The sequence below is a fragment of the Pseudoroseicyclus sp. CXY001 genome (assembly GCF_041714655.1).
In the GTDB taxonomy this organism is placed as follows: domain Bacteria; phylum Pseudomonadota; class Alphaproteobacteria; order Rhodobacterales; family Rhodobacteraceae; genus Pseudoroseicyclus_A.
The window spans coordinates 1,158,286-1,170,811 of record NZ_CP168219.1 but is presented as its reverse complement, the minus strand read 5'-3'; the positions used below and the strand labels follow the sequence as shown (position 1 = coordinate 1,170,811).

Genomic DNA, 12,526 nt, shown 5'->3' with positions numbered 1-12,526 from the left:
ACGCCCATCGGGGAGGATCGGGCCCGCTGCGCTTCGGGAGGAGCAAAAGATGCATATAGCGGACGGCGCCCTGTCGGGCGAAGTTCTGATCGGTGGCGCCGTGCTCGCCGTCGCCGGCACCGCCATCGGCCTGCGCAAGCTGGACATGGAGACGATCCCGGCGACGGGCGTTCTCGCCGCCACGTTCTTCGTGGCCTCGCTGGTGCATATCCCCGTGGGCGTGACCTCGGTCCATCTCATCATGAACGGCGTCGCCGGGCTGGTGCTCGGCTGGGCCGCCTTTCCGGCCCTGGCCGTGGGGCTGCTGCTTCAGGCGGTGTTCTTCGGCTTCGGCGGGCTGACGGTGCTCGGGGTGAACACGTTCAACATCGCGGCACCGGCGGTCATCATGCACTACCTCTGCCGGCGGGGCGTCATGAGCTCCAGCCCGAAGGTCGCCGCCCTCTGGGGCGGGCTGGCGGGGGCCGGGGCGATCCTGGCGACGACGGTGTTCGTCGCTGGGTCGCTGGCGCTCTCGGGCGAGCAGTTCCTGCCCTCGGCCAAGCTGACCTTCCTCGTCCACATCCCGGTGATGGTGATCGAGGGGCTCGTCTCGGCGGCGGCGGTATTCCTTCTGTGGAAGGTGCGGCCCGAGATGTTCGACACGCTGACCCAGCTCAAGAAGGGGGCAAGCTGATGCGCCGTCTTCTCGCCGCCCTCCTCGCGCTCGCGCCTGTGCCGGCGCTGGCGCATAACCTGATCCTCGAGGCCTATGTCGTCGGCGACACGATCGAGGGCGAGGCCTTCTTCTCCGACGGGCTGCTGGTGGCGCGGACGCCCATCGACGTCACCGGGCCGGACGGCGCCCCCCTCGGCGAGGCGGTGACGGACGATTTCGGCGCCTTCCGCTTCCGCCCCTCCGCGGGGGTGGACCATCTCTTCCGCCTCGATGCCGGCGCCGGCCATGTGGCCGAGGCGCTGATCCCGGCCGCCGACCTGCCCGCCGGGCTGGCCGGCAGCGCGGTGGCCGGGGCGGAGGCCCCTGCCCCTGACTCGGAAGCGGCCGAAGCGCCTGCCAACGAGGCGGCGCCGGACGATGCGCTCGTCGCGGCCATCGACAGCGCCGTCACCGCCGAGCTGGCGCCGCTGCGCGCCCAGCTCGAGAGCTACCGGGCGCGGGCGGATTTCCTCAATATCCTCGGGGCCGTCGGGCTGCTCTTCGGCGCGCTCGGGATCGGCTTCTTCATCGCCGGTGCCCGGCTGGCGCGGCAGGCGAGACCATCGGCGGAGGTCGCATCATGAGCTACGTTCTCGAAGGAGACGCCACAGCCCGCCCGCGCGGCCTGCCGGCGCTCACCCAGGTCGACCCGCGCCTGCGCATTCTCGCCACCGTCGCCTTCGCGGTGACGACCGTGGCGCTTCAGGATTTTGCGGCGCTTATCCTGGCGCTGGCGGTGTCGCTCGGCGCGCTCCTCCATGGTCGGCTGCCGCTCGCCAACACCATCCGGCAGGTCATCACCGTCGATCTCTTCATGATCTTCGTCATCCTCTCCCTGCCCTTCACGACGCCGGGGGAGACCGCCTTCACGGTCTTCGGCCTCGCCGCCTCGCAGGAGGGGATCGCCGACGCCTTCCGCATCGCGCTGAAGGCCAATGCCGTGGTGCTGATGATGCTCGTCATGGTCGGCACGATCGGGCCGGTCCGGCTCGGCCATGCGCTGTCGCGCCTCAAGGTGCCGCCGATGTTCGTGCATCTGATGCTCTTCACGGTGCGCTACATCGAGGTGCTGCACGAGGAATACCAACGCCTGCGGACCGCGATGCGGACCCGCGGCTTCCAGGCCCGCTGCGACTGGCACACGATCCGCGCGATGGGCTATCTCGTCGGCATGTTGCTGATCCGCGCTTTCGACCGTTCCGAACGCATCCTGCAGGCGATGCGCTGCCGCGGTTTCGACGGGCGCTTCCATGTGCTCGACGAGCATCGCCCCGCCGGCCCTCGCGAGGTGCTCTTCGCCCTCGGCGCGGTCACCGTCCTTGCCCTTCTCATCGCCGTCGAGGTTCGCCATGGCGCCTTTGTTTCGCGTTGAGGGCCTGACCTTCGCCTATCCCGGCCGGGCGCCGGTGTTCGACGGGGTGTCCTTCGAGCTCCAGCCGGGCGAGCGGCTCTTCCTGACCGGCGCCAACGGCTCCGGCAAGTCGACGCTGCTGCGCTGCCTCCTGGGCCTTCTCAAGCCGCAGGCGGGGCGCATCATTGCTTTCGGGGAGGAGCCGAAGACGGAGGCGGAGTTCCGCCAGCTCCGCTGCCGCGCCGGCTTCGTCTTCCAGGACCCGGACGATCAGCTCTTCTCGCCGACGGTGATCGAGGATGTGGCCTTCGGCCCGCTCAACATGGGCCTCTCCCGCGCCGAGGCGGTGGCCCGGGCGGAGGAGGCGCTGGAGGGGCTCGGGCTCTCGGCCTTCCGCGACCGGATCGCCTACAAGCTCTCGGGCGGCGAGCGGCGGCTCGTGTCGCTGGCCGCGGTGCTGGCGATGCGGCCCGAGGTGCTGCTTCTCGACGAGCCGACGAATGCGCTCGACGAAAAGACGACGGACCGGCTGGCGGATATCCTCACCAACCTGCCCCAGGCGATGATCGCCGTCAGCCATGACCCCTATTTCCGCGCCGAAGTGGGCACGCGGGAGCTTTTCTTGCACAAGGGCACGATGGTCGACGCCCGTCCCGCCGGCGAGACGGCGCGGCGGATGGGGGTGCCGGGATCGGTGGGGTGAAACCCCACCCTACGCCCAGCCGACGGGGCTGGCAGAACGGTACCGCGATGCCCACGCCCGGTACGCGCCGCAGGCGCAGGGCGAGCGCCGGCCCGTGCTGCGGGCTGGCGCTCTGGTGGGGCTGGGCTTGAACTCCGAGCGGGGAAGAGGCTGCACCATGAATCGTGATGCGGAACCGGCAGGAGCGCCAACTCCCGGGCCGGCGCGCGCTCTGCGCTGCACCGTAGGGCTTGGCCGCCGGGGCGGTGCCGGGCTGAAGCCCAGCCTACGGGTGTAGCTACCCCGCTTCGCGAGCCGCCCCGGCAGGGGCGGCCGAGCATGGCCCTCTCAGAGCCGCGCCGCCTCCGGCCGGGGCAGCCGCGCGTGGTCCGCCGCGACATTGCCGAGGACGGCGGCGACCGCCTCGCCGGGCAGCGAGGTGCGCCGGGTCGTCAGATCGACATGGAGGAGCAGGCTCTCCACAGTTGCCACCAGCTCGTCGCCCCGCGTCAGGTGGTGGAAGAGATGCAGCTTCTTGCCCTCCCCCGCCAGCACCTGGGTCGAGACGCGGAGCTTCTCGCCGACCTTCACCTCGCCGAGATACCTCACGATGTTCTCAACCGTGAAATAGCTCTGCCCGCCGTCGATATAGGCCGCATCCGCCCCGATCATCTCCATGAACCGGTCCGAGGCGCGCGAGGCGAGCTCGACGTAATGCGTCTCGTTCATGTGGCCGTTGTAATCGGCCCAGCTCGCCGGCACCTGCGCCTCCGCCGTCACCGGCAGCTCCCCCGCCGCCATCTGCGGCAGGAGCGCCTCGTGGGAGAGGATGGTCCCCCCCGCGCCGGTGCCGGTCTTCTTCAGAGCCCGGAGGATGCCGACGAGGTTGTCGTCCCGGAGCCGCTCGAGCTCGCGGATCGTCCGGTGGCCCGACTGCGCGTCGGACTGGCCAGCGATGAGGTCGACAAGCTCGGGCGTGTACTCAGGCACATCCATCAGCTTGGTCCAGGGCCAGGTCAGGCAGGGGCCGAACTGGTCGAGGAAATGCTTCATCCCCGCCTCGCCACCGGCGATGCGATAGGTCTCGAAGAGCCCCATCTGTGCCCAGCGGAGACCAAAGCCCTGCCGGATCGCCTCGTCGATCTCCTCCGTCGTGGCGATGCCGTCGGTCACCAGCCAGAGCGCCTCGCGCCAGACCGCCTCGAGGAAGCGGTCGGCGATATGGGCGTCGATCTCCTTGCGGACATGCAAGGGATACATGCCGACGGATTTGAGGATCCCGGCCGCCCGCTCGCAGCGCTCCGGCGCGCCGACCAGCTCGATGAGGGGCAGAAGGTAGACCGGGTTGAACGGATGGGCGACGATGGCCGTGGCGCCTTTCTCGTTCAGCTCCGACGGCTTGAAGCCGGATGTCGAGGAGCCGAGCACCGCGTCTTCCGGCGCCGCCTCGGCGATCTGCGCGAAGACCTTGTGCTTGAGGTCGAGCCGCTCCGGCACGCTTTCCTGGATCCAGTCGGCCTCCGCCACCGCCTCGGCGAGGCTCGCGTGGTAGGTCAGCCGCCCTTCCTCCGGCAGCGCCCGGTCGTAGAGCGCCGGCAGGGCGTGGCGGGCATTGGCGAGGACGGCGGAGATCTTCCGCTCCGCCTCGGGATCGGGGTCGAAGACCGCCACGTCCCAACCGTTGAGAAGGAACCGTGCCGCCCAGCCTCCGCCGATGACGCCGCCGCCGATGATCGCTGCCTTCATTTGGGTGCCCTTTTGACGAGGCCCAGCTTCTGCCGGACCGCTTCGGGGCCGATGACCTTGGCCCCCATGTTCTCGACGATGCCCACGGCCCGCTCGACGAGCTGGGCATTGGTGGCCAGCACCCCCTTGTCGAGGAAGAGGTTGTCCTCCAGCCCCACACGCACATTGCCGCCGGCGAGAACCGAGGCGGCCACGAAGGGCATCTGGTTCCGCCCCAGCGAGAAGGCCGACCAGTGCCAGTCTTCGGGGACGTTGTTGACCATCGCGAGATAGGTGTTGAGGTCGTCCGGCGCGCCCCAGGGCACGCCCATGCAGAGCTGCACGAGCGCGGGGCCCTTGAGGACGCCCTCCTTCACCAGCTCCTTGGCGAACCAAAGGTGCCCGGTGTCGAAGGCCTCGATCTCGGGCTTCACGCCGAGTTCGGTCATCATGGCGCCCATCGCCCGGAGCATCCCGGGCGTGTTGGTCATGACGTAATCGGCCTCGGCGAAGTTCATCGTGCCGCAGTCGAGCGTGCAGATCTCCGGCAGGCACTCGGCGACGTGCTTCACCCGCTCGGCGGCGCCGGCCATGTCGGTGCCCTCCTGCACCGGCAGCGGGCGCTCCGTCGGCCCGAAGATCATGTCTCCGCCCATGCCGGCGGTGAGGTTGAGGACCACGTCGACCTCGGATTCGCGGATGCGCTCGGTCACCTCGCGGTAAAGCTCGACCCGGCGGGAGGGCTTGCCGCTCTCCGGCTCGCGGACGTGGCAATGCACCACCGCCGCCCCGGCGCGGGCGGCGTCGATGGCGGAATTGGCGATCTCTTCGGGCGAGCGAGGGACGTGCGGCGAGCGGTCCTGCGTGCCGCCGGAGCCGGTGACGGCGCAGGTGATGAAGACCTCGCGGTTCATGGTGAGCGGCATTTTATCTTCCTTTCCAGACCGGGTCGCGTTTCTCGGCGAAGGCGCGGGCGCCCTCCTTCTGGTCTTCCGAGGTGTAGAGCGTCTTGACCGTGGGGAGCTGCGATGTGGTGACGCGGGTCATCATCTCGTGGAACTTTTGATCCTCCGCCTCGCGGACGATCTCCTTCAGCGCGGCATAGACGAGCGGCGGGCCGGCGGCGATGAGATCGGCCATCTTGCGGGCCTCGTCCATCAGGGTTTCGGCCGGGTGGATGTGGTTCACGATCCCCCAGTGCTTCGCCTCTTCGGCGTCGAACCAGCGGCCCGTCAGCAGCATCTCCATCGCGACGTGATAGGGGATGCGCTTCGGCAGCTTGATCGAGGCGGCATCGGCGACGGTGCCGGAGCGGATCTCCGGCAGGGCGAAGGTCGCATGATCCGCCGCCAGGATGATGTCGGCCGAAAGCGCCAGCTCGAGGCCCCCGCCGCAGCAGATGCCGTTGACGGCGGCGATGACCGGCTTGTTGAGGCCCGGCAGCTCCTGCAGGCCCCCGAAACCGCCGACGCCGTAATCGCCGTCGACCGCATCGCCGGCAGCGGCTGCCTTGAGGTCCCACCCCGGGCAAAAGAATTTCTCGCCGGTGCCGGTGATGAGCGCGACGCGGAGCTCGGGGTCATCGCGGAAGCCGGCGAAGATCTCGCCCATCTGGCGGGAGGTCGCGAGGTCGATGGCATTGGCCGGCGGCCGGTCGAGTCGGACCTCAAGCACATGGCCGCGGGTCTCGGTGTGAAGGGGGCTCATGGGTCTGCCTTTCGGATCAGCGCGTCGGCGGCGACGGCGCGGGTGGGCGTGCAGATGAGGGGGTTCACCTCAACCTCGGCCAAAGTGGACGCGTTCGCAACCACATAGGCTTCGATGGCGGCAATGGCGCGGTGGATCGCCGGCCGGTCCGCCGCCGGGGCACCGCGGTAGCCGTCGAGGAGCGGGGCGAGGCGGAGGCTCGCGAGCGCGGCGTCGATCTCCACCGGCGTGGCGGGGAGGAGGAGCGAGGCGCTGTCCCTGAGGAGCTCGGTGAGCGTGCCGCCGGCGCCCAGCGTCAGGACGAAGCCATGCGCCGGGTCGCGGGTCACGCCGACGAGGAGCTCGGCGACAGCGCCGGTGATCTGCTCCTCGATCAGGTAGCCCGGGGCGGCCATCACCTCGGCGGCGGCGCGGATATCGCCGGGGGCGAGGTTCAGCCGCACCAGACCGGCCTCGGACTTGTGGGCCACACCCTCGCCCTTGAGGACGAGGGGGGCGGGCCACGCCTCCGCCCTCCGGGCGGCCTCGTCCGGCGCGGCGGCGCGGGCGGAGCGGGGCACGTCCAGCCCATGGGCGGCGAGGGCCGCCTTGGCCTCCGCCTCCGGAAGGGTCTGCGGCGTGGCGGCGAGCGACCCGGCGGGGAGGAGCGGAGCTTCGGCGGGAGCCTTGAGGCTGGCGGCAATGGCGATGGCCTCGAGCGCCTCGGCGACGCCGGAGAAGGGGATGAGCCCGCGCGCCATGGCGGCGTCGGCGACGTCTTCCGGCAGGTTCTCCGGCAGCGTCGCGAGGATCGCCATGGGCACGCCATGGGCCGCCCCGGCGGCGGCGGCGCCGTCGATGGCGTCCTGCCAGTCCGGCGAGGGGCCGCAGCGGTCGGCGCGGGGGAAGTCGAGCACGACCACGCCGAGCGCATGGTCCGGCGCCATCATCGCAGTGAAGGCGCGGGCCATGGCGGCGCCGTCGCCCCAGATATAGGTGTGGTAATCCAAGGGGTTGGCCAGCGCGACCTTGGGGCCGAGCGCCTCGCGCAGGGCGGTCTTCTGCGGCTCCGACAGGGGCGGGAAGCTCACCCCGGTGCCGAGCGCGCTGTCGGCCATCAGGCTCGCCTCGCCGCCCGAGCAGGACATCGAGGCGATGCCGGCGTGGGGCAAAGGCCCCGCGACATGCAGCAGTTTCAGCGCCTCGAGAAGCGCCGGCAGCGAGCTCGCCCGGCCGATGCCGAGCCGTGCCATCAGCGCCTTTGCCCCGGCGTCGCTGCCCGCCAGCGAGGCGGTGTGCGAGACAGTCGCGACCCGCGCCTGCTCCGACGCGCCCACCTTCAGCGCCACCAAAGGCTTGCCGAGCCGGCGGGCGGTGGCGGCCAGCGCCTCCATCCGCGCCGGATCGCCGAAGCCCTCGACATGCATGCCGAGGGCGGTGACGCGGGGGTCTTCCAGCAGCGCCGCGCCGACCTCGGCGAGGTCGGTCTTCGCCTGGTTGCCGACCGTCACCACATAGGCGAGCGGCAGGCCCCGGCGCTGCATGGTGATGTTGAGCGCGATGTTCGAGCTCTGGGTGATGATGGCGACGCCGGTCTCGGCCTTGAGAAGGCCGTGCCGATCCGGCCAGAGCGCCGCGCCGTCGAGCGCGTTGAGGAAACCGTAACAATTGGGGCCGAGGATCGCCATGTCGCCCGCCGCCGCGACCAGCTCGGCCTGCAGGTCGGCGCCGCCGGCGATCTCCGCCTCCGCCTCCTGAAAGCCGGAGGCGAAGCAGACCGCCCCGCCTGCCCCCCGCGCCGCCAGCGCGCGGAGGACGGGGATCGTCGCCTCGCGGTTGACGCCGATGAAGGTCGCGTCCGGCGCCGCTGGCAGGGCCTCGACGCTCGGGAAGGCGGCAACGCCGCTGATCTCTTGCTTCGAGGGATGCACCGGCCAGAGCTCGCCTTTGAAACCGATCTTGCGGCATTCCCGCACGACCGAGGCGCACCAGACCCCGCCACCGATCACGGCGACGGAGCGGGGGCGGAGGAGCCGGGCGAGGCTCATGCGCCGAGCGGCCGGAAGATCTCCCGGCTGATGATGTGGCGCTGGATTTCGGAGGTGCCGTCCCAGATGCGCTCGACCCGCGCATCGCGCCAGAAGCGCTCGATGGGCAGATCGTCCATCAGCCCCATGCCGCCGTGGATCTGCAGCGTGGCGTCGGTGACGCGGGCCAGCATCTCGGTGGCGAAGACCTTGGCGGAGGCGATTTCGCGGTTGGCCGGCAGGCCGTGATCGAGCCGCCAGGCGCCCATGAGCGTCAGAAGGTCCGCCGCGTCGATCTCGGTGATCATGTCGGCGATCTGGAAGCTGACGCCCTGGAACTTCGCGATGGCCTGGCCGAACTGCTTGCGGCCGGCGGCATACTCGACCGCATAGTCGAAGCAGCGCCGCGCGCGGCCGACGCTCATCGTCGCGACCGTGATCCGCGTGGCGTAGAGCCATTCGTTCATCACGTCGAAGCCGCCATCGACCTCGCCGAGCACCTGCGCGTCGGAGAGCCGGCAATCGTCGAAGGTGAGGATGCAGTTCTTGTAGCCCTTGTGGCTGACGGAATTGTATCCGGGCCGCACCTCAAAGCCGGGCGTGCCCCGGTCGACGAGGAAACAGGTGATCCGCTTCTTGGGGCCGCGGGGGGTCTCATCCACCCCGGTCGCCACGAAAACGATAAAGAAATCGGCATGTTCGGCGCCGGAGATGAAGTGCTTGGATCCGTTGACGACCCAGTCGCCGCCCTTGCGGACGGCGGAGCATTTCATGCCGCGCACGTCGGAGCCGGCATCCGGCTCCGTCATCGCCAGCGCATCCATCTTCTCGCCGCGGACGGCCGGGAGGAGGTAGCGCTCCTTCTGCTCGCCGGCGCAGGCCATCAGGATGTTCTGCGGCCGGCCGAAGAAATGGTTGAGCGCCATGGAGCCGCGCCCGAGCTCGCGCTCGACCAGCGCGAATTCGAGGTGGGAGAGGCCGGCCCCGCCGACCTCCTCGGGGAAGTTGCAGGCGTAGAAACCCAGCTCCAGCGTCTTGCGCTTGATCTCGGCGGCGAGCTCGGCCGGCACCTCGCCGGTGCGTTCGACCTCGGCCTCGTGGGGATAGATCTCCTTCTCGACGAAGCTGCGGACGGTGGAGACGATCATCTCCTGCTCGTCGGTGAGGGCGAAATCCATGAGCTGCTCCCTTGTGTCTGGCGCGGAGGCTAGCCTAGGTCTGAGCGCGGTATTGTGCAGAACAGGCGCCGGATCATGCAGAATGCGAAGGAGATTGGCGTTCTCCTCTTCCCGCGGTTTTCCAACCATTGCCTCGCCAATGCGGTCGAGCCGCTCCGGGCGGCCAATACGCTGGCGCGGCGCACGCTCTACCGTTGGCAATACCTGTCGGTGGACGGGGCGCGGGTTGAGTCCTCCTCCGGCCTGCCGGTGCAGCCGGGGCGGCTGAAGGACCATCCGGGCGGCGATTGCCTGTTCGTCATGCCTTCCTACGGCTTCCGCGACTATCTGGGGCCGCCGGTGCTGGGGGCGCTCCGGGCGGCGTCAAAACGCTTCGGGGCGGTGGCGGGGCTCGACACGGGAAGCTGGCTACTCGCGGCGGCGGGGCTGCTCGAGGGGAAGCGGGCGACGATCCACTGGGACGAGCTCGACGCTTTCGAGGAGGCCTTCCCCGAGGTGCGCTGCCGGCCCGACCGCTGGGTGATCGACGGCAACCGGATGTCCTCTGGCGGCACGACGACGACGCTGGAGCTAATGCTGAAGCTGATCGAGCGCGACCATGGCGGCATGCTGGCGCTCGATGTGGCGGCGCTCTTCATGCATGGCGAGCGGGCGCCGCGGCTGGACCCTGTCCTCCGCGTGCCCCCCGAGGGCATGGTCCAGGCCGCCGTGGCGCTGATGCGGCGGAATGTCGAGACGCCGCTCAAGGTGGCGGAGATCGCCGGCCGGCTCGGGGTAACCCCCCGCGCGCTGGAGCAGCATTTCGCCGCCGCCCTCGGGCGGGCGCCCCGGTCGGTCTACGCGGCCGTGCGGCTGGGCGTGGCGCGGCGGCTCCTTGAACAGACCCGTCTGTCTGTCGCCGAGATCGCCGGGCGGGCGGGCTACGGCGATGCCTCGGCCATGGCGCGGGCGTTCCGGGCGGAATTCGGCCTGGCGCCCTCCGCGGCGAGGAAAGGCGCGGGGTGAGAGGCCGGGGGGCTGTCTGCCCCCCGCCCCCCTCCGGTCCCCCCGAGGATTTTCAGGAGCAAAGACTGGGAAGTCTCAGTCGCCGATGCCGATCAGCGCCTTGGTCTCGCAGAAGTCGTGGATGCCCCAGTCGGCATATTCGCGGCCGTTGCCGGATTGCTTGTAGCCGCCGAAGGGGGCGTGCGTGTCCCAGTCGGGGCCGTTGATCTGGATCTGGCCGGCGCGGAGCGCCCGGGCGACGCGCGAGATATCCGCCGGGTTCTTGCCCTGCACATAGGCGGCGAGCCCGTAGGGCGTGTCGTTGGCGATGGTGACCGCCTCGTCGACACTGTCATAGGAGAGAATGGAGAGGACCGGCCCGAAGATCTCTTCCCGCGCGATCTTCATGTCGTTGGTGACATCCGCAAAGACCGTCGGGCGGACGAAATAGCCGCGGTTAAGGCCATTGGGCAGGCCGGGGCCGCCGGCGGCGAGGGTCGCGCCCTCGGCGATGCCGGCCTCGATCAGCCCCTGCACCTTCTTCCAGTGGACCTCGCTGACGACCGGGCCCATTTCCGTCGCCTCTTCCCGCGGGTCGCCGACGACCTGGGCATCGGCGACGCCGGCGGCGATCTCGGCGGCGCGGTCCATGTCCTGCCGGCGGACGAGCATCCGCGTCGGCGCGTCGCAGGACTGGCCGGAATTGGCGAAGACCCCGAGGGCGCCGTCGCTGACCGCCTGTTCGAGATCGGCATCGGGCAGGATGATATTGGCGGATTTGCCGCCGAGCTCCTGCGCGACGCGCTTCACCGTGGGGGCGGCGGATTTCGCCACCTCCACCCCGGCGCGGGTCGAGCCAGTGAAGGAGACCATGTCGATCTCGGGATGGCTGGAGAGCACCGCGCCGACCTCGGCGCCGGTGCCGTTGACGAGGTTGAAGACCCCCTCCGGCAGCTCGGCATCATGCATGATCTCGGCCCAGAGGAGGCCGGAGAGCGGCGCGATCTCGGAGGGTTTCAGCACCATGGTGCAGCCGGCGACGAGGGCCGGCGCCACTTTGCAGACGATCTGGTTCATCGGCCAGTTCCAGGGCGTGATCAGACCGCAGACGCCTATTCCCTCGCGGACGATCGTTGTGGTGCCGCGCTTCTCTTCCCAGGCGAAGCGCTCGGCGCCTTCCAGCGTCGCGTTCAGATGCGCGAGCCCGGCGCCGGCCTGGCTTTCGCGGGCGAAGCTGATCGGCGCGCCCATCTCAAGGCTGATGGCCTGGGCCATCTCGTCGTAGCGCTCCTTGTAGAGGTCGCGCACCCGGGCGAGCGCGGCGATGCGCTCGGCGACCGGCGTGGCGTTCCAGCCATCGAAGGCGGCGCGGGCGGCGCCGATCGCGGCTTCGGCATCGACGGCCGTGCCGAGCGCCACATCGGCGATGGCCTCGCCGGTCGAGGGGTCGATCACCGGCATCGAGCCGGCGCCGGCACCCGGGGCCACCCAGGCGCCGCCGATATAGAACTGTCCAAGACGTTCGGTCACAAAAGGCCTCTTTCATTGAAGTGGCGGGGGAAGAAAGCGGTCGCGGTCGTGAGGACGGTCGCCATCGCCTCCTCCCGCGCATAGGGGCTGCGCATGGTGAGAAGGTCGAGCCAGGTGCCCTCGGTCACGACACGCAGGACCCGCCCGACGCGCTCGGCGTTCAGATCGTAGCCCCCCGCCGCGATCAGGGAGCGGCAGAGCCCCTCCATGATCTTGTTGTATTCCTCGTCATAGGCGCCGCAGGTCGCCTGATAAATGGGCCGCGATTGCGCCTCGCCCCAGAAGGCGCACCAGGCGGAGAGTCGCTCCGGTGTGCAGACCTTCGGCTCGAAATCGGCCAGCATCAGGGCGTGGAGCCGGGCGGCGGGATCCTCCGGCGCGGCGGCAAGCGCCTCTTGCCAATTGACGCGGTATTCCTCGGCGAGCGCTGCAAGAGTGGCGCCCAGAAGCTTGTCCTTGCTGGAGAAATGGAAGTTGACGAGCCCGTGCGACAGGCCGGCCGTCCGCGCCACCTCGGCCTGCGTCGTGCGGGCGAGGCCCTGCGCGGCGATGACCTCGATCGTCGCTTCGATGAGCTGCTGGCGGCGTGCCTCGGGCGCCAGCTTGCGCCGCCGCTTCAGCCCTTCTCCCGCTCCATCCATCCGGCCCTCCGATCCCTCTCTGCCC

12 protein-coding genes are annotated in these 12,526 nt (G+C 70.0%); 5 read left to right on the top strand and 7 right to left on the bottom strand.

Annotation, left to right across the window (positions count from 1 at the left end):
• Positions 1 to 49 precede the first annotated feature (49 nt).
• From cbiM to ACAZ03_RS05780, 4 genes are read left to right on the top strand one after another with little or no spacing between them, the layout of a single operon-like run.
• Complete coding sequence (cbiM, locus tag ACAZ03_RS05795; RefSeq protein ID WP_373356450.1) at positions 50 to 676, top strand: cobalt transporter CbiM; 627 nt, start codon at positions 50 to 52, stop codon at positions 674 to 676.
• A complete protein-coding gene (locus ACAZ03_RS05790; RefSeq protein WP_373356449.1) occupies positions 676 to 1,281 on the top strand; it encodes a cobalt ABC transporter permease in 606 nt (201 codons plus the stop codon). Before cbiM ends, ACAZ03_RS05790 begins: the two co-directional genes overlap by 1 nt.
• Positions 1,278 to 2,069: a cobalt ECF transporter T component CbiQ gene (gene cbiQ, locus ACAZ03_RS05785; RefSeq protein WP_373356448.1), complete on the top strand. Its 792-nt coding sequence runs from the start codon at positions 1,278 to 1,280 to the stop codon at positions 2,067 to 2,069. Before ACAZ03_RS05790 ends, cbiQ begins: the two co-directional genes overlap by 4 nt.
• Positions 2,047 to 2,751 carry an energy-coupling factor ABC transporter ATP-binding protein gene (locus ACAZ03_RS05780; RefSeq protein WP_373356447.1) on the top strand — a complete coding sequence of 235 codons (705 nt, stop codon included), beginning with the start codon at positions 2,047 to 2,049 and terminating at the stop codon, positions 2,749 to 2,751. Before cbiQ ends, ACAZ03_RS05780 begins: the two co-directional genes overlap by 23 nt.
• Positions 2,752 to 3,078: 327 nt before the next feature.
• Here ACAZ03_RS05780 and ACAZ03_RS05775 read toward each other — a convergent pair whose 3' ends face one another.
• Genes ACAZ03_RS05775 through ACAZ03_RS05755 form a run of 5 tightly spaced genes read right to left on the bottom strand, consistent with a single transcriptional unit; the run spans position 3,079 to position 9,346 of the window.
• Complete coding sequence (locus ACAZ03_RS05775; protein ID WP_373356446.1) at positions 3,079 to 4,476, bottom strand: carnitine 3-dehydrogenase; 1,398 nt, start codon at positions 4,474 to 4,476, stop codon at positions 3,079 to 3,081.
• On the bottom strand, positions 4,473 to 5,381 hold the full coding sequence (locus ACAZ03_RS05770; RefSeq protein WP_373356445.1) for a 3-keto-5-aminohexanoate cleavage protein: 909 nt from the start codon (positions 5,379 to 5,381) through the stop codon (positions 4,473 to 4,475). Before ACAZ03_RS05770 ends, ACAZ03_RS05775 begins: the two co-directional genes overlap by 4 nt.
• Position 5,382: 1 nt before the next feature.
• The gene (locus tag ACAZ03_RS05765; RefSeq protein WP_373356443.1) at positions 5,383 to 6,162 is read right to left on the bottom strand and encodes a carnitinyl-CoA dehydratase; all 780 of its coding nucleotides are present in this window, start codon (positions 6,160 to 6,162) and stop codon (positions 5,383 to 5,385) included.
• Positions 6,159 to 8,189, bottom strand: a complete 2,031-nt coding sequence (locus ACAZ03_RS05760; protein WP_373356441.1) for an acetate--CoA ligase family protein — start codon at positions 8,187 to 8,189, stop codon at positions 6,159 to 6,161. Before ACAZ03_RS05760 ends, ACAZ03_RS05765 begins: the two co-directional genes overlap by 4 nt.
• Positions 8,186 to 9,346 (bottom strand): acyl-CoA dehydrogenase family protein, encoded by a 1,161-nt coding sequence (locus ACAZ03_RS05755; protein ID WP_373356440.1) that lies wholly within the window; start codon positions 9,344 to 9,346, stop codon positions 8,186 to 8,188. Before ACAZ03_RS05755 ends, ACAZ03_RS05760 begins: the two co-directional genes overlap by 4 nt.
• Positions 9,347 to 9,421: 75 nt before the next feature.
• Here ACAZ03_RS05755 and ACAZ03_RS05750 point away from each other — a divergent pair, with 75 nt between their 5' ends.
• Positions 9,422 to 10,351 carry a GlxA family transcriptional regulator gene (locus ACAZ03_RS05750; RefSeq protein ID WP_373356439.1) on the top strand — a complete coding sequence of 310 codons (930 nt, stop codon included), beginning with the start codon at positions 9,422 to 9,424 and terminating at the stop codon, positions 10,349 to 10,351.
• Positions 10,352 to 10,426: 75 nt separating this feature from the next.
• Here ACAZ03_RS05750 and ACAZ03_RS05745 read toward each other — a convergent pair whose 3' ends face one another.
• Together ACAZ03_RS05745 and ACAZ03_RS05740 are read right to left on the bottom strand one after the other, a co-directional pair.
• A complete protein-coding gene (locus ACAZ03_RS05745; RefSeq protein WP_373356438.1) occupies positions 10,427 to 11,860 on the bottom strand; it encodes an aldehyde dehydrogenase family protein in 1,434 nt (477 codons plus the stop codon).
• On the bottom strand, positions 11,857 to 12,501 hold the full coding sequence (locus tag ACAZ03_RS05740; protein WP_373356437.1) for a TetR family transcriptional regulator: 645 nt from the start codon (positions 12,499 to 12,501) through the stop codon (positions 11,857 to 11,859). Before ACAZ03_RS05740 ends, ACAZ03_RS05745 begins: the two co-directional genes overlap by 4 nt.
• Positions 12,502 to 12,526 lie beyond the last annotated feature (25 nt).

Excerpts from the sequence above, each read along its gene's own strand:
- ACAZ03_RS05760 (WP_373356441.1), bottom strand. The coding sequence starts at position 8,189 with ATGAGCCTCGCCCGGCTCCTCCGCCCCCGCTCCGTCGCCGTGATCGGT.
- ACAZ03_RS05765 (WP_373356443.1), bottom strand. The coding sequence starts at position 6,162 with ATGAGCCCCCTTCACACCGAGACCCGCGGCCATGTGCTTGAGGTCCGA.
- ACAZ03_RS05740 (WP_373356437.1), bottom strand. The coding sequence starts at position 12,501 with ATGGATGGAGCGGGAGAAGGGCTGAAGCGGCGGCGCAAGCTGGCGCCC.
- ACAZ03_RS05790 (WP_373356449.1), top strand. The coding sequence starts at position 676 with ATGCGCCGTCTTCTCGCCGCCCTCCTCGCGCTCGCGCCTGTGCCGGCG.
- ACAZ03_RS05750 (WP_373356439.1), top strand. The coding sequence starts at position 9,422 with ATGCAGAATGCGAAGGAGATTGGCGTTCTCCTCTTCCCGCGGTTTTCC.
- cbiQ (WP_373356448.1), top strand. The coding sequence starts at position 1,278 with ATGAGCTACGTTCTCGAAGGAGACGCCACAGCCCGCCCGCGCGGCCTG.
- cbiM (WP_373356450.1), top strand. The coding sequence starts at position 50 with ATGCATATAGCGGACGGCGCCCTGTCGGGCGAAGTTCTGATCGGTGGC.
- ACAZ03_RS05775 (WP_373356446.1), bottom strand. The coding sequence starts at position 4,476 with ATGAAGGCAGCGATCATCGGCGGCGGCGTCATCGGCGGAGGCTGGGCG.
- ACAZ03_RS05770 (WP_373356445.1), bottom strand. The coding sequence starts at position 5,381 with ATGCCGCTCACCATGAACCGCGAGGTCTTCATCACCTGCGCCGTCACC.
- ACAZ03_RS05780 (WP_373356447.1), top strand. The coding sequence starts at position 2,047 with ATGGCGCCTTTGTTTCGCGTTGAGGGCCTGACCTTCGCCTATCCCGGC.
- ACAZ03_RS05755 (WP_373356440.1), bottom strand. The coding sequence starts at position 9,346 with ATGGATTTCGCCCTCACCGACGAGCAGGAGATGATCGTCTCCACCGTC.